At 69.3% G+C, this 19,557-nt stretch carries 24 protein-coding genes and 1 pseudogene; 17 read left to right on the top strand and 8 right to left on the bottom strand.

Annotation, left to right across the window (positions count from 1 at the left end):
- Nucleotides 1–2: 2 nt before the first annotated feature.
- On the bottom strand, nt 3–578 hold the full coding sequence (locus ACIBGM_RS05365; protein WP_396384562.1) for a TIGR03086 family metal-binding protein: 576 nt from the start codon (nt 576–578) through the stop codon (nt 3–5).
- A 53-nt stretch (nt 579–631) separates the two neighbouring features.
- Between ACIBGM_RS05365 and ACIBGM_RS05360 the strand changes: the two genes are divergently transcribed.
- Nucleotides 632–1,606 carry a helix-turn-helix transcriptional regulator gene (locus ACIBGM_RS05360; protein WP_396384561.1) on the top strand — a complete coding sequence of 325 codons (975 nt, stop codon included), beginning with the start codon at nt 632–634 and terminating at the stop codon, nt 1,604–1,606.
- Here the strand turns inward: ACIBGM_RS05360 and ACIBGM_RS05355 are convergent.
- Nucleotides 1,597–2,136: a hypothetical protein gene (locus ACIBGM_RS05355; protein ID WP_396384560.1), complete on the bottom strand. Its 540-nt coding sequence runs from the start codon at nt 2,134–2,136 to the stop codon at nt 1,597–1,599. The two genes, ACIBGM_RS05360 and ACIBGM_RS05355, sit on opposite strands and share 10 nt — an antisense overlap.
- Nucleotides 2,137–2,397: 261 nt before the next feature.
- On the opposite strand from ACIBGM_RS05355, the gene ACIBGM_RS05350 reads away from it, so the two are divergent.
- Together ACIBGM_RS05350 and ACIBGM_RS05345 are read left to right on the top strand one after the other, a co-directional pair.
- The gene (locus ACIBGM_RS05350) at nt 2,398–3,306 is read left to right on the top strand and encodes a GNAT family N-acetyltransferase (protein ID WP_396384559.1); all 909 of its coding nucleotides are present in this window, start codon (nt 2,398–2,400) and stop codon (nt 3,304–3,306) included.
- Nucleotides 3,307–3,468: 162 nt separating this feature from the next.
- Nucleotides 3,469–4,353, top strand: coding sequence for a GNAT family N-acetyltransferase (locus tag ACIBGM_RS05345; protein WP_360519785.1), 885 nt, complete (start codon nt 3,469–3,471; stop codon nt 4,351–4,353).
- On the opposite strand, the gene ACIBGM_RS05340 is transcribed toward ACIBGM_RS05345, so the two are convergent.
- On the bottom strand, nt 4,350–4,805 hold the full coding sequence (locus ACIBGM_RS05340) for a MaoC family dehydratase (RefSeq protein ID WP_396384558.1): 456 nt from the start codon (nt 4,803–4,805) through the stop codon (nt 4,350–4,352). The two genes, ACIBGM_RS05345 and ACIBGM_RS05340, sit on opposite strands and share 4 nt — an antisense overlap.
- A 20-nt stretch (nt 4,806–4,825) precedes the next feature.
- Nucleotides 4,826–5,581 (bottom strand): 3-oxoacyl-ACP reductase FabG, encoded by a 756-nt coding sequence (fabG, locus tag ACIBGM_RS05335; RefSeq protein WP_360519781.1) that lies wholly within the window; start codon nt 5,579–5,581, stop codon nt 4,826–4,828.
- 91 nt (nt 5,582–5,672) lie between these two features.
- On the opposite strand from fabG, the gene ACIBGM_RS05330 reads away from it, so the two are divergent.
- From ACIBGM_RS05330 to ACIBGM_RS05310, 5 genes are all read left to right on the top strand, one after another.
- The gene (locus ACIBGM_RS05330) at nt 5,673–6,098 is read left to right on the top strand and encodes a thioesterase family protein (RefSeq protein WP_360519779.1); all 426 of its coding nucleotides are present in this window, start codon (nt 5,673–5,675) and stop codon (nt 6,096–6,098) included.
- Complete coding sequence (locus tag ACIBGM_RS05325) at nt 6,095–6,514, top strand: acyl-CoA thioesterase (protein WP_396384557.1); 420 nt, start codon at nt 6,095–6,097, stop codon at nt 6,512–6,514. The genes ACIBGM_RS05330 and ACIBGM_RS05325 overlap by 4 nt, the downstream gene beginning before the upstream one ends.
- A 15-nt stretch (nt 6,515–6,529) precedes the next feature.
- Entirely contained in the window at nt 6,530–6,949 is a 420-nt protein-coding gene (locus ACIBGM_RS05320; protein WP_360519775.1) for a globin, read from the top strand.
- A gap of 29 nt (nt 6,950–6,978) precedes the next feature.
- Nucleotides 6,979–7,410 (top strand): OsmC family protein, encoded by a 432-nt coding sequence (locus ACIBGM_RS05315; protein WP_360519773.1) that lies wholly within the window; start codon nt 6,979–6,981, stop codon nt 7,408–7,410.
- Nucleotides 7,411–7,523: 113 nt separating this feature from the next.
- Nucleotides 7,524–8,228 (top strand): GNAT family N-acetyltransferase, encoded by a 705-nt coding sequence (locus tag ACIBGM_RS05310; protein ID WP_396384556.1) that lies wholly within the window; start codon nt 7,524–7,526, stop codon nt 8,226–8,228.
- Here ACIBGM_RS05310 and ACIBGM_RS05305 read toward each other — a convergent pair.
- Nucleotides 8,128–8,928: a mechanosensitive ion channel family protein gene (locus ACIBGM_RS05305; protein ID WP_360519861.1), complete on the bottom strand. Its 801-nt coding sequence runs from the start codon at nt 8,926–8,928 to the stop codon at nt 8,128–8,130. The genes ACIBGM_RS05310 and ACIBGM_RS05305 overlap by 101 nt on opposite strands.
- Before the next feature lie 69 nt (nt 8,929–8,997).
- On the opposite strand from ACIBGM_RS05305, the gene ACIBGM_RS05300 reads away from it, so the two are divergent.
- From ACIBGM_RS05300 to ACIBGM_RS05270, 7 genes are all read left to right on the top strand, one after another.
- Entirely contained in the window at nt 8,998–9,999 is a 1,002-nt protein-coding gene (locus ACIBGM_RS05300; protein ID WP_360519770.1) for a hypothetical protein, read from the top strand.
- A 63-nt stretch (nt 10,000–10,062) separates the two neighbouring features.
- Nucleotides 10,063–12,180, top strand: coding sequence for a 4-alpha-glucanotransferase (gene malQ / locus ACIBGM_RS05295; RefSeq protein ID WP_360519768.1), 2,118 nt, complete (start codon nt 10,063–10,065; stop codon nt 12,178–12,180).
- Between the two features lie 113 nt (nt 12,181–12,293).
- Nucleotides 12,294–12,893, top strand: a complete 600-nt coding sequence (locus ACIBGM_RS05290; RefSeq protein ID WP_360519766.1) for a lytic polysaccharide monooxygenase — start codon at nt 12,294–12,296, stop codon at nt 12,891–12,893.
- An 81-nt stretch (nt 12,894–12,974) separates the two neighbouring features.
- Nucleotides 12,975–13,478, top strand: a complete 504-nt coding sequence (locus ACIBGM_RS05285; protein WP_360519764.1) for a hypothetical protein — start codon at nt 12,975–12,977, stop codon at nt 13,476–13,478.
- A 94-nt stretch (nt 13,479–13,572) separates the two neighbouring features.
- Nucleotides 13,573–13,854, top strand: a complete 282-nt coding sequence (locus ACIBGM_RS05280; RefSeq protein WP_360519762.1) for a hypothetical protein — start codon at nt 13,573–13,575, stop codon at nt 13,852–13,854.
- Nucleotides 13,841–14,239 carry a DUF5130 family protein gene (locus ACIBGM_RS05275; RefSeq protein ID WP_360519760.1) on the top strand — a complete coding sequence of 133 codons (399 nt, stop codon included), beginning with the start codon at nt 13,841–13,843 and terminating at the stop codon, nt 14,237–14,239. Before ACIBGM_RS05280 ends, ACIBGM_RS05275 begins: the two co-directional genes overlap by 14 nt.
- A 5-nt stretch (nt 14,240–14,244) precedes the next feature.
- Entirely contained in the window at nt 14,245–14,823 is a 579-nt protein-coding gene (locus ACIBGM_RS05270; RefSeq protein ID WP_360519758.1) for a GNAT family protein, read from the top strand.
- On the opposite strand, the gene ACIBGM_RS05265 is transcribed toward ACIBGM_RS05270, so the two are convergent.
- Nucleotides 14,793–15,389, bottom strand: coding sequence for a hypothetical protein (locus ACIBGM_RS05265; protein ID WP_360519756.1), 597 nt, complete (start codon nt 15,387–15,389; stop codon nt 14,793–14,795). The genes ACIBGM_RS05270 and ACIBGM_RS05265 overlap by 31 nt on opposite strands.
- A gap of 401 nt (nt 15,390–15,790) precedes the next feature.
- Here ACIBGM_RS05265 and ACIBGM_RS05260 point away from each other — a divergent pair.
- Both ACIBGM_RS05260 and ACIBGM_RS05255 read left to right on the top strand, forming a co-directional pair.
- Nucleotides 15,791–16,084, top strand: a pseudogene (locus tag ACIBGM_RS05260) (peptide hydrolase); the annotation flags it as partial.
- A gap of 26 nt (nt 16,085–16,110) precedes the next feature.
- Entirely contained in the window at nt 16,111–16,296 is a 186-nt protein-coding gene (locus ACIBGM_RS05255) for a hypothetical protein (protein WP_396384555.1), read from the top strand.
- Here the strand turns inward: ACIBGM_RS05255 and ACIBGM_RS05250 are convergent.
- Entirely contained in the window at nt 16,293–16,823 is a 531-nt protein-coding gene (locus tag ACIBGM_RS05250; RefSeq protein WP_360519754.1) for a hypothetical protein, read from the bottom strand. The two genes, ACIBGM_RS05255 and ACIBGM_RS05250, sit on opposite strands and share 4 nt — an antisense overlap.
- Before the next feature lie 77 nt (nt 16,824–16,900).
- Nucleotides 16,901–19,471, bottom strand: a complete 2,571-nt coding sequence (gene pepN / locus ACIBGM_RS05245) for an aminopeptidase N (RefSeq protein ID WP_396384554.1) — start codon at nt 19,469–19,471, stop codon at nt 16,901–16,903.
- Nucleotides 19,472–19,557 lie beyond the last annotated feature (86 nt).

The raw sequence follows: 19,557 nt of genomic DNA, 5'->3' as shown, positions 1-19,557 counted from the left end.
ACCTACGGCTGACGTCCTTGCCACCCGGCAAGGCGGTCGTACGGCGACGCGTCGTCGGCAACCGGTACGACGGGGCCGAACGGGACATGCCCGCCACGCGTGTCCGCCGGGATGAACTGCTGGACGAGCGGCATGCAGTGCAGCGCCAGCGTGTCGTCGAGCAGGCTGGTGCGGTCCGTCGCCTTGGCCAAGTCCCATGAGTGGGTCGTCAGCTCGCCGGTGTAGGCGGCGATGGCGGCGGCGCCGGGCAGCGTGCCCCAAGGGAGCTTGCAGATCCGCGTCAGAACAGTGTCGTCCGAGAGGGTGGCGTCGAGTGCGGTGCGGCGTTCCTTCCAGGTCGTCGGGACATCGTCGACGCCGGTGGTGATGTGCGGGATCTCCAGTGGGTCGCCGCCGGTCAGCGCACGGTCGATGCGGGCTACAACGGTGAGCAGATGGCCGAGCAGGGTCCGGACGTCGTACTCCGGGCACGGGGTGGGGAGGTCCAGCTCGTCGGGTCCGACGGTGGCGATCATGCGCTGGGTCTGGTCCAGGGCACGGGCGAGCATCGGGCGTGGGTCGTTCACGAGATTGGTCATGGAGACAGCCTCGCGGGGGATATAGGACATCTCCTGTCGCATATTCTGAAGTCGTGCGAGCCGACCGGTTGTTGCAGATCATCCTGCTGCTGCAGCGGCATGCGCGCCTGAGTGCACGAGAGTTGGCTGAGCGGCTGGAGGTCTCGACGCGGACGGTCATGCGTGACATGGAGGCGTTGTCGGCCGCCGGCGTACCGGTGTACACCGAGCGCGGGCGGAACGGCGGCTGCGTGCTGCTGCCCGGGTACCGCGCTGACGTAAGCGGTCTGACGCCGCGGGAGGCGCAGGCGTTGTTCGCGTGGTCGGGGCGGGCCGCGTTGTCGGAGGAGCTTGGGCTGCGGGACGCGTTGCAGTCCGCGATGGGCAAGCTGTCGTCCACGTTGCCTCTGGAGTTGCAGGGCGATGCGGAGGCGTTGTCGGGGTCGATCGTGGTGGACCGGCGGCGGTGGTTCGCAGAGGCCGAGGACACCGGGGCTCTGCCGGTGCTACGGCAGGCGGTGGTGACTCGTCGGCGGGTGCGGCTGTTGTATGCGTCCGCGAGTGCGGGGCGGCCTCAGCGCCGTACTGTCGATCCTTGGGGGCTGGTCGAACAGGCTGGGCGTTGGTATCTCGTGGCAGCGCATCGTGGAGTGGCCCGGATGTATCGCGTGTCGCGCGTGCAGGAGGTCGACGTACTGGAGGAGGTCGCTGACCGGCCGGCGGAGCTGGACGTGCAGGCGGAGTGGGAGCGGCTGCGATCCGGCTTGGAGCAGAACATGCCGGTCGGGGTCGAGGTGGTCGTGCGGGTGCGGCCCGAGGCGGTCGATCAGGTACGGCGGATCGCCTCACCGATGCTCGTGAAGGGGGAGCAGGCGCGAGACGTGCCGTCGGACGACGGCTGGCCGCGTCTGGCAATGCACTTCCGAGTGCGAGAGGCGGCGTGTGGAGTGCTGCTCGGGTTCGCCGACAACGTCGAGGTGCTGGAGCCGCCAGAGATTCGCGCACGGATGCTCGAGCTCGCCACGGCGGCGGTGCGGACCTACGGCTGAGCCGGCCGGGTGGCGACGAAGCGCTGCCGGACGATGATGTTGCCGTCGGCATCCTCGTCCTCGTTGCGCCAGTGGAAGCCGGTCTCGGTGATGCCGGTGAAGATCCAGCGAGTCTTGGTGGCCAGGGGTTCGCGGGACTCGAGCCGGATCGAGTCGGCCTCCGCGCGGGCGATGAACGTCATCACGAACGCGGCCTTCGGACCCATCCAGGTCGAGCGGAACGCGTCCAGCTCGGGATCGTGGATGCGGATCGACAGGCCCCACTCGCCGTCGCCGTCGGTGGCCCGGGCGGCCCGGCTCGGCGTGATCCAGATGTCGGCGACCGCGCGCCCGTCGAGGACCCAGGCGAAGTGCCACTCACCCTTGGTCTGCCGGGTCAGGTTGCCGTCGTCGTCGTACCAGGTGACGTCGAGGTCCCAGCTCCCGATCAGCGGGGCAAAGGGCTCAAAAGCCTTCTCGTACTCGTCTCGCGGGCCGTCGGACACCATCAGGCCGGCGAAGACCTCGGCCGCGGTCGCACCATCTGTCACGCGCATAGTGGCTATTTACGCCTGACGCCCAACGGTCCGTCAAGGGCCTGCGGACTGCCCGCCGCCGGTGACCACGTCGTGTCCCAGCACGATGGCACTTCCGGCGGTCGGGGCGATCAGTCCGACAGCACCGAGCCACTCTAGTGCCAGTCGGCTACACGGCAGAATCACAGCGAGCGCGCAGCTGTTGCGATCGCGTTGCTGTTCGCCTCAGGTGGTTAATCCGTGGCGGGTGACCGGTGTGCTGGTTAGGGTCCGGGCATGGCGAACCCCGTGAGGATCAGGCCGGCTGTCGGCGACGACGCCGACGGTGTGACGGCGGTACGGCGCGCGGTCTACGAGTACAAGGTGATGTCGCCGGCCGCGACCCGGCACCTGATCACCGTGTCCGCGCCGGCGGAACGCTTCCTCGCCCTGGTCGCGGAGATCGACGGCGAGCTGGTCGCCTGGGGATCGGCCGCGTTGAACATCTGGACCAGCGAACCGGGCCAGAGCCACACCTCGATCTTCGTGCACCCGAAGCACCGCAACAACGGCATCGGAAGTGCCTTGGCCGAGCGACTGCACCAGCACCTCGGCGAGGTCGGCGCCGTCCGGACGCGAGCCTTCGTGCATCCCGACGGCCTCGAGTTCGCGCGGAACCGTGGGTACGACGGGACGCGCCAGATGCACTACTCCCGCGTCGATCCGCGCGTGCTGCCCGAGCTGCCGCCGACGCCGGACGGCATCGAGCTGGTGTCGATGGACCAGCTGGACCCGCGGCAGGCGTACGTCGCCGACTCGGTCGCCACGCTGGACGAGCCGAGTGACTCGCCCCTGGACTCGATCGACTACGACCAGTGGCTCGAGGAGATCTGGAACGGTCCGGCTCTGGACAAGGCGCTCAGTGTCGCGGCGGTTGCCGGTGACGAGGTGGCCTGTTTCACCGCGGTCGAGACCGACAGTGATCGCGCGTGGTCGGGCATGACCGGGACCATCCCGCCGTACCGGGGTCGGGGGTTGGCCAAGCTGGTGAAGTCGGTCGCGCTGCGTCGCTGCGCGGCGGCCGGGATCACCGCTGCGTACACGTCGAACGACGACGAGAACGGCCCGATGCTTGCCGTCAACAACTGGCTCGGCTACCGCCGGATCCAAACGGAAATGGGACTCCTGCGTCCACTTGTCGGTTAGGCCGCGCCTGCTGGCCCCGTGCCTACGGCGCGGGACCAGCAGATACGACCAGGTGATCAACGCGTTAAGAATCCGCGATGAGACAGAGCTGTAACGGCTTTCCGGATTCGGTGCGTGCCGGGATCGGGTTATCTTCCGGGGAACTTCGCCGAAGGAGTTCGCATGGAGATCAGGCCTGCCGAACCGGGGGATGTCGAAGGCGCGATCGCGTTACATGACGCGCATGCGCCGTACCTGGTGGTCACTGCGTCGGCGCTGCGGCGCGGACTCTCCGCTGCTCCCGTGCCGGGCCGGGGCACCTTCGCCGCGGTGGAGGCCGGCGAGGTGGTCGGCTGGGCGTCGACCGGGCTGATCGCGGGATCGGACCCGCTGGACGGCGAGTTGCGCATCCTGGTCCGGCCGGACCACCGCGGCCGGGGGATCGGGACGAAGTTGCTGACGGCAACGCACGAGGAGCTGCGCTCGGCCGGGGCGAGGAGCGCCCGGGTGTTCGCCGAGCCGTCGACCGCCGAGTGGGCGGCCCGCTGGGGCTACCGGCAGACGCGGCAGGTGCACTACGCCGGGATCGACCCGCGGAAGGCGCCCGACCTCCCCGGCGTGCCGTCCGGGGTGGAGTTGGTGCCGCTGAACGAAGTCGACCCGCGCAGCCTCTACGAGGCGGACGTGGTCGCGCAGCGCACGAAGCCGGGCGACGCGAAGATCACCTCCCGGCCGTACGACGACTGGCTCGACGGAGTGTGGACGTCGCCGGCTGTGGTGCTCGACCTGAGTATGGCGGCGGTGTACGACGGCCGGGTGATCGCATTCACCCTGGGCATCGGCGACCACACCAAGATCTGGTCGCGGATGACCGCGACGATGCCCGAGTTCCGCGGCCGCGGCATGGCCAAGCTGGTCAAGTGCGCCGCCCTGCGCCGCGCCGCCGACGCGGGCGTGCAGGCCGCCTACACCGCCAACTACGACGGCAACACCCCAATGCTCGCGGTCAACGAGTGGCTCGGCTACTACCGCGTCGCCACCCACGCCGTCCTGATCTGCCCCCTCTAAGGCACCAGCAGTACGACGGTTTCCGCGACGCAGGCGGGCTTCGTCGAGTTCTCCAGCTCGATGACCCAGTTCAGCGAGACCTGGATCCCGGCCGGGGTCTCGGACGTGTTCGAGATCGACGCGCTCGCCCGGACGCGGGAGCCGACCGGGACCGGCGCCGGGAACCGGACCTTGTTCACGCCGTAGTTGAGCTTCGCGGTGACGCCGCTCACCGAGAACAGTTCGTCGCCGAACCGCGCGATCAGGCTGAGTGTCAGGTAGCCGTGCGCGATCGTCCCGCCGTACGGGCCCTTCTTGGCGCGCTCGACGTCGACGTGGATCCACTGGTGGTCACCGGTCGCCTCTGCGAACTGGTTCACCTGCTCCTGGGTGATCTCCAGCCACTCGGTCTCGCCCAGCTGGGTGCCGACCGCGTGCACGACATCGTCGATGCCGGTGAAGGCCTGTGCCATCTGTTCGCCTCAGTTCTGCGTTAGTTGCGAGGTCCGCCGGCGACGTACAGCACCTGGCCGGACACGAAGCCGGCCTCCTCGCTGCAGAAGAACGACGCGGCCGCGGCGATGTCCTCGGGCTTGCCGGTCCGGTTCACCGGGATGGTCGCGGCGGTGGCCTTCTTGAACTCCTCGAAGTCGACCCCGACCCGGGCCGCGGTGGCCGCGGTCATGTCGGTCTCGATGAACCCGGGCGCGATCGCGTTCGCGGTGACGCCGAACTTGCCCAGCTCGATCGCCAGCGTCTTCGCCAGCCCCTGCAGGCCGGCCTTGGCGGAGGCGTAGTTCGCCTGGCCGCGGTTGCCCAGCGCCGAGGTCGAGGAGAGGAAGACCAGCCGGCCGTACCCGGCCTCGACCATGTGCGCCTGGACCGCGCGGGACATCAGGAAGCTGCCCTTCAGGTGCACCGACATGACCGTGTCCCAGTCGTCATCGGACATCTTGAACAGCAGGTTGTCGCGCAACACGCCGGCGTTGTTCACCAGGATGGTCGGCTTGCCCAGCTCCGCGACCACCCGCTCGACCGCCGCCGCGACCTGGTCGGCCTTGCTGACGTCGCAGCCGACCGCGATCGCCGTACCGCCCGCCTCGGTGATCGCCTTCACGGTCCCGGAGCAGGCGCCCTCGTCCAGGTCGAGGACGGCAACCGCGTTCCCGTCCGCGGCGAGCCGTTGCGCCACGGCCGCGCCGATTCCCCGGGCCGCCCCGGTCACAATCGCCACCCGCTGGTCGGTCATCCACGTGCTCCTAACGGTCCATGGTCGTGCCGGGGATGACATTACCCACGCTGTGTCACGCCGGAAGTACCCCGGATGCAATGATCGCCGTGTGGATCATCACAACCGCCACGTCTACCACTGCCCGCTGCGCTGGGGTGACCAGGACGCGCTCGGCCACGTGAACAACGGCCGGTACGTCGACTACCTGCAGGACGCCCGGGTCGACTTCCTGTTCCGGACCGCCAAGGAACTCGGCGCCGACGACCTGGAGACCGGCCTGCTGGTGGCCCGGCACGAGGTGCAGTACCGCGCGCCGCTGCACTTCCGGCCCGAACCGGTCCGGATCGAGCTGTGGATCAGCGAGATCAGGGCCGCCTCGTTCACGGTCGACTACGAGATCCTGGACGCCGAGCCGGAGCGCCGGACCTACGTCGAGGCCCGCACCAAGCTGGTCCCGTTCGACTTCGCCGCCAACCGCCTCCGCCGGATCAGCCCGGTCGAGCGCGCGGCCCTCTCGAAGCTGGTGGGCTCGTGACCTTCACGCACCCGGTTCTGGTCCGCTGGTCCGACATCGACTCCTACGACCACGTCAACAACGTCCGGTACTTCGACTACCTGCAGGAAGCCCGGATCGCGTTCCTGTCCGAGATCATGGGCACGACCGGCGACTTCTTCGCCGATCACCCGGTCGTCCTGGTCAGCCAGACCGTCGACTACCTACGCCCGATCCTGCTCCGGCACCCGCCGTACGACGTCGACGTCTGGGTGGAGTCGGTCGGCGCGTCGTCGTACACGCTGGGGTCCCGGATCGTCGACCGCAGCGGCAGCGGCGAGGACGTGTACGCCAAGGCGGTCTCCGTGCTGGTCACCGTGGACGGAAACACCCACGCCAAAAGGCCCATCGCGACCGCAGAACGGCATGCCCTGCTCGAACACGTTGTGACCACTTGAGACACTGGGACGGTTATGACTGAGCAACTGAGCTTCTACGACGCTGTCGGTGGGGCCGAGACGTTCCGCCGGCTGGTGGCGGCCTTCTACCGCGGTGTCGCCGCCGACCCGGAGCTTCGCCCGCTGTACCCGGAGGAGGACCTCGGCCCGGCCGAGGTGCGCTTCCGGATGTTCCTGGAGCAGTACTGGGGTGGCCCGCGGACGTATTCCGAGCAGCGCGGGCACCCCCGGCTGCGGATGCGGCACGCCCCGTTCGCCGTCACCCCGAGCGCCCGGGACCGCTGGCTCGGCCACATGCGTGCCGCGCTGGACGAGATCGCGCTGCCACCAGATCGGGACGAGGAGATCTGGACCTACATGGTGATGGCCGCGCACAGCATGGTGAACACCGACGAACCGCAGTACCCGGGCGCGATCGACGTGTCCGGCCGCTGAATCTCTCTTTCGAAGGAGACAACACGAGCATGGCCGCTACCCGTACCGCCAAGGCCCACTGGGAAGGTTCGCTGCTGGAGGGGGCCGGTCAGACCAGCCTCGAGTCGTCCGGGCTGGGCACGTTCGACGTGACCTGGGCCGCCCGGACCGAGCCGGAGGCCAGCGGCAGGACCAGCCCGGAGGAGTTGCTCGGCGCCGCCCACTCGGCGTGCTTCTCGATGGCGCTGTCGCACGCCCTGGCGCAGGCCGGCAACCCGCCGGCGTCGCTGGACACCCAGGCCGACGTGACCTTCCAGCCGGGGGAGGGCATCACCGGTATCAAGCTGACGGTGGTCGGCAGCGTGCCGGGCCTGACCGCCGACCAGTTCGCCGAGTTCGCCGAGGGCGCGAAGAAGAACTGCCCGGTCTCCCAGGCTCTGGCCGCGACCCCGATCACCCTCGAGGTCAGCTTCACCGCCTGAGAACCACCGCACGCCGCCCGCGCACTGCGTTGCGCGGGCGGCGTGCTGCTGTGTGGGGCGAGTTGTCGTGATCCCGCCAGACCGGGTCTGACCGCGGGGCGCATACTGCGGCTGTGCTGGACGATGCGGTGCTGCTCGACAACCACCTGGCCTTCCTGGCCGCCCATCGAGGTCACATCAGGCGTGCGGCCGACGGGATCGAGGTGGTCGGCGCGGACGACTTCTTCTCCTGCTGGATCCCGCTGACCGCAGACGTGGACGTCCCGGAGGGTACGGCGGCGGTGCGGCTGGTGCCGTGGAGCGGCGAAGGCTGGGAGGAGCGCCTGACCGCGGCTGGGTTCGAGCCGGCCGAGGTGCTCGTCCACATGGAGGCGCCGGCCGATGAGGCGACCGGCGAGCCGCTCGAGGCGATCGCGTCGGACGAGGACGCGGAGGCCTTCGCGGAGGTGCAGGCGGATGCGTTCCTCGGTGAGGACGACGCGGACGTGGACTGGTGGCGGCAGGAGCTCCGCAAGATGGCGCTGCGCAACTACCGCGCGCCGGACCAGTCCCTCTACCTGCTGCGGGTCGACGGCGACCCGGCCTCGATCACGCTGGTGTTCCGCACGGCCGACGTCTTCGGCATCTACGCCGTCGCGACCAAACCGGCGTACCGGGGTCGCGGCTTGGCCTCGGAGCTGCTCGGCCAGGCGCGCCGGGACGCGGCCGGCGGGCGGCTCACCTTGCAGGTGGTCGAGGGCTCTGCGGCTGAGCGGCTGTACCTGAAGCTCGGCTTTCGGCCGGTGTTCCGGTCTCCGCACTTTCGTCGTCCGGCCTAGCCTCCTCGGCCCGCTCGGTGGCGCTGCCGACCCCGGACGGCGCCGAGCTGCCCGGGTCGCGGGTGGTCAGGTTGCCGACCCGGAGCACCTCGCCGTTACGGACGTACCAGGTGGTGCCGTCCTCGCCGCGCAGGGTGGTGATCCGCAGGCCGACCGCGACGACCACACCGGTCGCCTTCTCCATGTCGATCAGGTCGCCGACGCCGTACTGGTCCTCGAAGATCATGAAGACGCCGGCCAGGAAGTCTTTCACCAGCGTCTGGGCGCCGAAGCCGAGGGCGACGCCGATGATGCTCGCCGAGGCGATCACCGGCAGGATGTTGAAGCCGAGCTCGGCCAGCACCATCACCACCAGGACGGCGGTCAGCACGATCGTCACCGTGCTGCACAGCAGCGAGGCGATCGTCTCGGCGCGCTGCGACCGGCGCTGGCTGGCCAGCGTGTTCTCGACGAACTCCTGGCCGATCTTGGACTTCGAGAGCACTCCGGCGACCGCGCCGTTCCCGGTCCGGCGGGCGAACCGGCGGATCACCTTGTGCAGCACCCAGCGCAGCACGAGGAAGCCGATGATCAGGCCCGCGATCCGGGCCGGGACCATGACGATCTGGTCGGTCACCTCCAGCCTGCCGTCGTTGCCGTACCGGAAGAAGGTCGGGAACTGCTCGGGCAGCGAAAACAGGGGGTGACTGAACAAGGACACAAGGTAGCTGGTCAGAATAGGCATCTCGCCGCCCGATCTTAGTGAGAAAGACAAGGGAGACGCGATCGCATGCCCAGCCGGCTGGATGACGAGCTGCTCAGGCTCGTGAGCGCGGGCGTGCTGCGCCAGTACCAGGCCGAGGCGCTGCGGGATGCCGCCGACGCCGAGGTCGCTGCGGCGCTGGCCGACCCAGGCCGGGCGCGGCCGCAACCACCCGCCGAGCAGCCGGCCGCGAAACCCAAGCCGCCGCCGACGGCGAGCCACTCCAGTGCGCTGATCGAGGTGCTCGGCTACATCGGCGGGGCGTTACTCCTCGGCGCGGTCGCGCTGCTCACGGTGGCGAACTGGGGTGAGATGGGCCGAGCCGCCCGCGTGAGCACCGGGACCAGCGCGGCGGTGGTACTGCTCGGCGCCGCGGCCGTCCTCGGCGTCCTGCGCCGACGCGAACAGCTCAGCTCGGCGCTGGCCTCGCTGGGGTGCTGCGTCGCCGGCTTCGCCACGTACGTCGCGATCGAAGGCGAAACCGGCCGGATCGTCGGGGTCGCCGTCGCGCTGGTGCTGGCAGGAGCCGGACTCTGGTGGCTGGCGGGATCTTCGTTGCTGGTGGCAACTTTTGGGATCCTGGCCGTCGGTGTGCTGGTGATCACGGCAGATGTCCTGACTCCGGACACCGGCGGGTCCTCGAACACCGCCGGGATCGCCGGGACCGGGTTCATCCTGGTCGCTTTCGTGATGGGGATGCTCGGCCTGGTCCGCGATCAGATGACCGCGTGGTCGCTGGCCGGGGCGGCGATGTTCAGCTCATCGATCTGCTGGCTGATCCAGGAGCGGGGCGAGATCATGGCGCTCGCCGTCGGCACGGCCGGTCCGGCAGCTCTGCTGGTCGCGTACGGTCGCCGGCAGGCGTCGGCGTACGCAGTCGTCGGTTGCGCCATCCTGCTGGTCATCTGGCCGACTGCCCTCTACCAGCTCACCGACAACATGGCCGGCGTCGCCATCGGCCTGGTGATCGCGAGCGCTGTGCTGCTGGTCGCCGTACTGCTGCTCAGTCGTCGCCGCGCGAACGGGTAAACGGGTAACAGTCCGGCGCGCGGCGTTGCGCGGAAGGGCGGGTGATGCGGCAGACTCGCTGAGGTGACAGCTCCTACTCCGGCCCTTGTCGAGCTAGCGGTTGCCCATGGCGTGGCGACGGAGTACTGGAACTGGCAGGGCGAGCATGTGATCGTCTCCAGCGAGGTGGTGGCCGCCGTACTCGCGGCGCTCGGTGTGGACGCGTCCACGCCGGAGAAGGCTGCGGAGGCGCTGGAGGAGCACCGGCAGGCGCGTTGGCGTCGTACGTTGCCGCCGACTGTGGTGATGCGGGAGGGCTGGACGCCCTGGTTCGCCGTACACCTGCCGCACGGGTCCCCGGTCGAGGTGTGGGTGGACCTGGAGGACGGCGGTCACCGGCGAGACATCACGCAGCAGGACCGCTGGATCGAGCCGGAGTGGATCGATGGCGCGCAGGTCGGTGAGGCCACGTTCCAGTTGCCGGGCGACCTGCCGACCGGCTACCACCGGTTGTGCGCGCGGGTCGGCAGCAGTCCGGAGATCTCGGTCAGCACGCTGATCGTCACCCCGCGCAAGCTGGAGCCGGAGAAGCTGCACCGCACCTGGGGCTGGGTGCTCCAGTTGTACTCCGTCCGCTCTCGCCGCTCCTGGGGTATCGGCGACCTGCACGACCTCGCAGACCTCGCTGCCTGGTCCGCGACCGACCTGAGCGCCGGCTTCGTGCTGGTGAACCCGCTGCACGCGGCGGAGACCGCGGGCCGGATGGAGCCCTCGCCGTACCTCCCGGCCTCGCGGCGGTTCGGCAACCCGATCTACCTCCGCATCGAGGACATCGACGAGTACGGCGACCTCGCGCCGGCCGAACGGGATCGGGTCCGGGCGCTGAGCCTGCAGACCCGGGCGCTGAGCGAGGACCCGACCGCACTGGACCGGGACAGCGTGTGGGCGGCCAAGCGGGAGGCGCTGCAGTTGCTGTTCGGTGTCCGGCCGTCGATCGGGCGGATCGCGGAGTACGGCGCCTACTGCGACCGGGAGAGCCAGGGGCTGATCGACTTCGCCACCTGGGCCGCGATCGCCGACGTGCACGGGCCGGAGTGGAGCAAGTGGCCCGAGGAGCTGCGGGACCCGACCTCACCGGCCGTTGTTGCCTTCCGCAACGAGAACCCGGATGCGGTGGAGTTCCACTGCTGGCTGCAGTGGCAGCTGGACGACCAGCTCGCCCGCACCCAGGCCCGGGCGAAGGCGGCCGGCATGTCGCTGGGCGTCGTACACGACCTGGCTGTCGGTGTGCACCCGGACGGTGCGGACGCGTGGGCGCTGCAGAGCGTGCTGGCGCCAGGCATCCACGTCGGTGCGCCACCGGACGCGTTCAACCAGCAGGGGCAGGACTGGTCGCAGCCTCCGTGGCGCCCGAACGCACTGGCCGACACCGGGTACGCCGCCTGGCGGGACCTGGTCCGTGCGGTGATGCGGCACGGTGGTGGGCTGCGGATCGACCACATCCTCGGCATGTTCCGGCTCTGGTGGGTGACGTCGCCGGAGCGACCGACCGAGGGCACCTACGTCCGGTACGACCACGAGGCGCTGGTCGGCATCCTCGTTCTGGAGGCGATGCGGTCCGGCGTGGCTGTGATCGGGGAGGACCTCGGCACGGTCGAGCCGTGGGTGCGCGACTACCTGACCGAGCGCGGCGTGCTGGGCACGTCGGTCCTATGGTTCGAACGAGACGCAGACGGGGTTCCGCTGTCGCCTGAGCGCTGGCGTGAGCTGTGTCTGGCGACCGTGACCACGCATGACCTGCCTCCGACCGCCGGCTACCTCGCTGGGGACCACGTGCAACTGCGCAACGAGCTCGGTCTGCTGACCAGGCCGTTCGCCGAGGAGCTCGAGGTCGACGAGGCCGAGCGGGACTCCTGGCTGAACGCATTGCGCGAGCGGCACCTGCTGAGCAACACCGACGGCGACGTGGAGCGCATCGTCGAGGCATTGCACCGGTACGTCGCTCACACGCCGGCGAAGCTGGTCGGTGTAGCGCTGACGGATGCCGTGGGCGAGCGCCGTACCCAGAACCAGCCGGGGACCACCGACGAGTACCCGAACTGGCGGGTCCCGCTGAGCGGTCCGGACGGCTCGCCGATCCTGATCGAGGACCTCCCGAACAACCAGCGCCTGCGCCGACTGATCGGCGCATTGAACATTTAGTCACCACTCGATCACGAGCTGTTGACAATAGATTTGAACGGTTGTTTTCTATTTATCGAGAAGGCGCCTTCCTTCACTGTCTTTCCGCCCCAACAGTCGAAGGAGTTGTCCGCATGCTCCGACTACGCAAACTCAGCCTCGCCGGAATCGCCGTCGGCGCCTTGGCGCTGACGGTCAGCACCTCGGTCCCGCTGGCGTACGGCCACGGCTACACCACCGGACCGACCAGCCGGGCCAAGCACTGCCAGAACGGCACCGTCCAGAACTGCGGCCAGATCCAGTGGGAGCCGCAGAGCGTCGAGGGCCCGAAGGGCTTCCCGGCGGCCGGGCCTGCTGACGGCAAGCTCTGCTCGGCCGGGCTGGCCCAGTTCGCCCAGCTCGACGACCAGCGCAACGGCGCCTGGCCGGCGGAGCAGCTCACGGCCGGCCAGAGCAACAACTTCCGCTGGTACCTGACCGCACCGCACGCCACCACGGACTTCAAGTACTACATCACCAAGCAGGGCTGGGACCAGAACGCCCCGCTGACCCGCTCGGCGCTCGACCTGAACCCGTTCCTGACCGTCACGATGAACGGCGGCCGGCCGGCCAACAACGTCAGTCACCCCGGCACCGTGCCGAGCGGCCGGACCGGACGGCACATGATCCTCGCGGTCTGGACGATTCACGACACGGCGAACGCCTTCTACCAGTGTTCGGATGTTCGTTTCTGATTCAGCCGGACGTTTCGTCAATATCTTTCCTGGGAAGTGCACTCCCTGAAATATCCGCCCCGTATTTCAAGGAGTGTCCCCATGAAGACTGTGCTCCGACGCGTGCTCGTACCGCTGGTCGCCGTACTGGCCGGACTGCTGCCCGGTGTGGTCGCGGTCGAGCAGGCCGCCGCGGTCACCAAGATGACGCACGCGCAGGCGACGTCGATCTTCCGGGCCGCCGGGATCACCTGGTCGTCCAGCGGCAACTGCTCCGACTGGAACAACCCGACCTGCACCTCGTTCACCAACATCAACGACACCACCGTGTACGGCGTCCGCACGCTGAAGCAGGCGAGTGGGTGCGCGATCAACCTGACCGGTGGCACCGAGGTCGGCCACGCGAGCGGGACGTACAGCCACCGGAACGGCTACAAGGTGGACTTCTCGCTCTACACCTGTGTCGGGAACTACATCCGCAACACCTTCACCCGGATCGCCGACCGCGGTGACGGCGCTGCCCAGTGGCGGAGTGCGGCCGGCAACATCTACGCCCTCGAGAGCAACCACTGGGATGTGACCTACTACAACTGCGGCGGCTGCTGAAAGCAGAAGGAAGGCAGCCGCGCTTCGCGCGGGGTAGGAGGTTGTCGAGAGGCCCTCAGCGAGTGCGGGGAGCCGGGGGACTAGGCTCTGCGGTGTGATCACTGAAGTTTCCGGCCACACCCTGCTGGTGTTCGTCGGCATCCCCGCACTGGTCATCGCGGTGGTGACGCTCCTGGTCTTCGCGTCGTCGATCGCGAGCGGACCGCGTTACCGCCCAGGCCTGTCCTGGTGGGCCCCGCCGGTCTGGATCAACGGGCCGACCGCCACCAAGCCTGACCCCGCCCACCTGCCCGAGCTGCCCGGCGCTCCGGGGACCACCGCGACCGCCGGCGCCGGCGTCGCCCGTTCGACCGGAGGCGCAAGTGCCAGCTGGTGACGCTTTCACCCCTGATCAGCTCTACGACATCGAGCGGGCGGTCCGGCACGCCGAGGAGGTCTCCGGCCTGCGCTTCTCCGTGTACGTCGGCGGCGCCGACTCCGAGACTCGGCCGTTCGCGCTGGAGCTGCTGAACGAGCTCGACGACCCGGACCGCACCGTCCTGGTGTACGTCGACCCGGCCGGCCGCCGGCTGGAGATCGTCACCGGGTCACTCGCGAAGCGGCAGCTGTCCGACGCGTCGGCCGGCCTGGCTGCGCTGGCCATGCAGACGTCGTTCGCCACTGGTGACCTCACCGGCGGTCTGGTCACCGGCGTACAGCAGCTGGGCGAGCACGCGCACCAGGCTCCGCTCCTGCACGCGAACGAGCCGCACAAGCAGTGAGCCCGGTGCTCCAGCCGACTCGCATCGCGCTGGGCGATCTGGTCCTGCGACCGTTCGTGGCAACGGACGAGCCGGCGGTCGCCGAAGCACTGCGGGATCCGGGTGTCCTTCGCTGGACCGCGGGTACGGCGGTGATCCGCACACCCGCGGACCTGCGGGCGAAGCGCTGGCTGGAGTCGCGCATCGACGGCTGGTCGCGTGGCAGCGCGGTGTTCGCGATCGCGGACGCCGCGAGCGACTACGTGCTCGGCACAGTGTCGGTCCGCGACGTCAACCGGGTGCCGGACCAGGCCGTGGTCGCGTACTGGGTCAGCCCGGCCGCACGCGGCCGCAGGCTTGCGGCACGGGCACTGGACGCAGCATCCCGCTGGGCCTTCGCCAAGGACGGACTAGGGCTGCACCGCCTGTCCCTGGACCACGCCTTGGTCAACGAGGGCTCATGCAGGGTCGCAACGCGCGCCGGCTTCCAACTGGAAGGCACCATGCGCGACTATTTTGTCGAACCCACCGGCCAACGCCACGACTCCCACCTGCATGCCCGGTTGGCGACCGATCAGCCCGCGGGCGTGCCGGCCGGTTCGTAGGTGGGGCAGGCGGAGTTGCTGTAGACGCGCTGGGTTCGCGGGTCGGAGCACAGGTCCAGCATCTGCGCCGACGACGTACCGGGGCCGAGGTAGACCATCCAGGTGTCGGTGACCGGCTCCATCGAACTGTTCGCGATCCCGCGGTACTGCCCGTTGACCAGCATCGCCTTGGCTGGGATGCCGGCGGTGATCAACTTGACCGCGGTCGCCTTCGCGAGGGGCTCGGCGTCGAGGCCGCCGTCGGTCCCGTACTTCTCCATCACCACGATCCACTGGCCACGCTTGAAGACCGGTGAGGCGGGACCGGTGTCGGGTGTCGGGCTCGGCGCGATCGCCTTGGCCTTCGGTGCGGAGGTGGCCGGCGGTTTGCGGTCCGCCTTGGCCGTGTTGCCCGACGCGGACGGATCCGAAGTCTGTGCCGGCGCGCTCGCGGCCGGCGCCCCGGCTCCGCCGTCCGCCCTCCCGCTCCGGAGCGCGTCGTCGGCGGGTGGTGAGGACGATCCTCTGGTCAGGATGAACGCGAACACGGCGACCATCGCGGCGGCCGCCACGATCGCCGCGCCCACCGCGCTGTGCGATCGCTGGGGTTTGCGTGCGTGGCCCTGCTGAGGGTCGGTGCGCTGCCGGGAAGGGCTCTTGTGTTGTCTCCGGGCGGCGCGGGCGGGCGGCCTCCGGTGATCCACGGGTGTCACGGCAAGGGTCCCTCCCCAGATTCCCCTGTGGCGGTTAACTGCGTGCAGCTTAAACCGAACCAGCAAGTAAATGAGTACTGCTCACGTGATCAGAATCTCCTTCTGCAGAAGCGAATCGCGGCCCGCAGTCGGCTCCTCACTGTACGCCGAAGAACAATCGTTTGACCTTCACGGGTAGCGTTCGCGCTACCACTGTCCGGGACCGCGGGCGATGGTGAACGATCCCCGGCGCTGACAGCCTCCAGGCAAGTGCTTGACCTACTGGAGGGCGGCGGATCGTCCGTCCGCTGAAGCTGAAGGACACCTACTTCCCCGGGACGGACCCACGGATCGCCGGGCCGCAGGCCCGCGGGTACACGCGGTTCACGCCGGGGGAGTACACCGACACCACCGAGCTGATCGACGCGGACGCGTCCGGCGGCTACATCTCGACCGTGAAGGATCTCGACGTCTTCGTGCCTGCCCTGTTCGGCGGACGACTGCTGAAGCCGGCGCAGCTCCGGGAGCTGATGCGGACGGTCGGTGTGGACGAGACGGCTGAGCAGATCTGGCCGGGGGCGCGGTACGGACTGGGCCTGTTCTCGCGAGACTTGCCGTGCGGCGGCTCGGTGTGGATCCCGGGCGGCGACCAGATCGGTACAAGACCCGGCTCGGGGCGACCGCGGACGGCCGGGAGAGTGTGGTCGTCTCGATGTCGACCCAGCTCAACGACTCCATGGAGGCCCTGTTCAGCCAGGAGCGGACCGCGAAGACGCTCGTCGACAACGCGATCTGCGACTAGGTCCCGGAGGGGATGCCGTCGTGTTTCGGCTGCGGGCGGGTGTCGAGGGCGTCGTCGAGCCAGGAGTCCACGTCGACCTCGGCGCCGAGGATGTGGTTCACGTAGGCCGCGCGTTCGTGGCTGAGCACCTCGAGCTCCCACACGCACGGGGCCGCGCCGATCGGGGCGGGCCGCAGATCGTCGACATCCATCCCGCTGAAGATGCTCAGCCGGGACTGGAAGTCCTTCGCCCAGCTCTGCACGACCAGGTAGATCCCGTCGTCCCCGAGGTGCAGTACGACGACGCCGAGCCCGACTGCTCCCATCGCGTCGTCGAACTCGAGCTGCCGGGTGGCCGTGGCTTGCGCGACCTCGACCATCTGGTCGTCCCATTGCCGTCCGCGCGCGGTGATGACGTACGGCTTCACCAACCGGTGCGGGTAGCGCCAGGGCATCAGTGGGGTGACAGGGCGAGGACGGTACGCCTCTGCGAGTCCGGTCAGCGCTACGGCTGCCGCACCTGCCAGGGCGGGGTCAGAAGCGGGCACCGACCCAGTTTTACCGGTAGCCGGTCCAACACAACACCGCCGGTCTCACCCAGACCGGCGGTGTTGTGGTCGAGACCTCAGCTGGCGTCGCGAGCCTGCGCCGCCAGCGCGCGGGTCAGGTCGGCCTGGGCCTCGCTGACATAGCGCAGGGTCGGAGCGTCCACCGCAGACGACTCAGTCGACAGCCAGGACGACAGCGCGTCGAGCGTCGGCTGCTCCGGGAGGTTGCGCGGCGACAGGTAGACCAGCACGTTCTCGCCCATCGACGAGCCGAGCCGCGTGTACACGTCCTTGGCCGCGCTCAGGTACTTGTCGACGTACGGCCGGAGCAGGTCCTCCTGGCCGGGCTGCTGGAAGCCGAGGATCGTCCGGAACTGCGTCTCGTTCGGGGTGTCCCCGGACTCGACCGCGATCCGCCACGCCTCTTCCTTGGCCTCGGCGGTCGGCCGGGCGGCCCGTGCCTGCGCGGCGCGCTCCTGCCCGGTGATCGTGGTGTCGCGGGTGAGCTCGTCCTCGATCTCGTCGGCGCCGATCCGGCCGAGCCGGGCCAGCGCGACGATCAGCGTCCAGCGCAGGTCGGTGTCGACCACCAGACCGGTCGGCAGCTCCCGGTCGTCCAGCCACGCCACCAACCTGTCTGCACCGGAGTCGGAGAACACCGCGGAACTGTACGCGCGAGCGAACGCGAGCTGGTGGTCGCTGCCCTGCTCGGCGCCGGACAGCAGCTCGGCGAGCGCCTGCTCGAACTGCGCCCGCAGCGCCGGCCGGTTGTCCGGGGCTGCGTACAGGTTGATCGCGTTGGTCGCCTGGGCGAGCAGCGAGCGGACACCGGTCAGGTCGGTCTCGGCCTTGATCCCGCGCAGCACGATGCCGACGTACTGGCTGGCCGGCATCTCCGCGTCCCGGGTCATGTCCCAGGCAGCGCCCCAGGCCAGGGCCCGCGGCAACGACTCGGGCAGTTGGTCGATCGACTCGACCAGCGTCGCCCGGGACCGCTCGTCCAGCCGGATCTTGGCGTAAGTGAGGTCGTCGTCGTTCAGCAGCACCAGGTCCGGCTGGGTCGCGCCGACCAGCTCGGCGAGCTCGGTGCGCGGCCCGTCGATGTCCACCTCGAACCGCTCGGTCCGCACGAGCCCTTCCCCGGTACGGCGGTACAGGCCGACGGCCAGCCGGTGCGGTCGCAGGACCGGGAAGTTCTCCGCGGCGGTCTGCTCGATCGCGAACGACGTGAAGGCGCCCTCGGAATCGACCGCGAAGTCGGCCCGCAGCGTGTTGACGCCGGCCGTCCGCAGCCAGCGCTCGGTCCAGTCGTCCAGGTCCCGCCCGGACGCCTTCTCCAGCGGCTTCAGCAGGTCGGTCAGCTCGGTGTTGCCGAACGCGTGGTCGGAGAAGTACTCCTTCAGCGCGGCGATGAAGGTGTCCTCACCGACGAACGCGACCAGCTGGCGCAGCGTCGAGGCACCCTTGGCGTAGGTGATGCCGTCGAAGTTCACCTCGACCGCGTGGAAGTCGACCATGTCCGCCGCGATCGGGTGCGTCGAGGGCAGCTGGTCCTGGCGGTAGGCCCAGTTCTTCCGCGCGTTGCAGAACGTGGTCCAGGCGCCGGCGTACTTGGTCGTCGCGACCGCCTGCGCCCAGTGGCTGGCCCACTCGGCGAACGACTCGTTCAGCCACAGGTCGTCCCACCAGGTCATCGTGACCAGGTCGCCGAACCACATGTGCGCGAGCTCGTGCAGCACTGTGTTGGAGCGGGCCTCCATCTCCGCGTGCGTGGTCCGGCTGCGGAACAGGTACTCGTCCCGCAGCGTCACGCAGCCCGCGTTCTCCATCGCGCCCATGTTGTACTCCGGCACGAACGCCTGGTCGTACTTGTGGAACGGGTACGGCGTCCCGAACGCCCGCTCGAACAGCTCGAAGCCCTGCTTGGTCACCTCGAACAGGTCGTCGATGTCGAGCGCGTCCTTCAGCGACGGCCGGCACAGCAGCGACAACGGGTAGCTGCCGTGCGGACCGTCGTACGAGTCGGTGACGACGTGGTACGGACCGGCCACGACCGCGGTGATGTACGTCGAGATCCGCTCGGTCGGCGGGAACTCCCAGCGCGCCAGCTCCTCGCCGTTCTCACCCTGGTACGGCGTGGGCTCGGGCGTCGGCGCGTTCGAGATGACCACCCAGCGCGCCGGGGCGGACACGGTGAAGGTGAAAGGGGCCTTGAGGTCCGGCTGCTCGAAGGTCGTGAACACCCGGCGGGCGTCCGGCACCTCGAACTGGGTGTAGAGGTAGGTCTCCTTGTCGGCCGGGTCGACCGAGCGGTGCAGCCCTTCACCGGTACGCGAGTAGGTGCAGTCCGCAACCACGACCAGCTCGTTGCGCTCCGCCAGCCCGTCCAGCTGGACGCGGGCGCCGTCGTACACCGTGTCCGGGTCGAGTGAGCGGCCGTTGAGGGTCACCTCACGCACCTTCTCCGCGATCAGGTCGGCGAAGGTGTCCGCGCCGGCCTCGGCGGCGAACGTGAGGGTGGTGACCGACCGGAAGGTCGGAGCGCCGCTCGGGGCGTTGGTCAGGTCCAGCTCGACCGCGTAGCTGACGTCGCTGACCACCCCGGCACGGGTACGCGCCTCGTCGCGCGTCAGGTTGGTTCCAGGCATGTCGGCATCCTATGCACCTGGCTGCCGGGATGGCTGAGGGTTTCCCCGCGACATTGGGTATTGGATACCAAGCCGGTATCTGACGC

This window comes from Kribbella sp. NPDC050470 (assembly GCF_044458365.1).
Classification (GTDB): Bacteria; Actinomycetota; Actinomycetes; order Propionibacteriales; family Kribbellaceae; genus Kribbella.
Note: the sequence above shows the minus strand (reverse complement) of the source record. Positions and strands in the feature narration are given on the sequence as shown.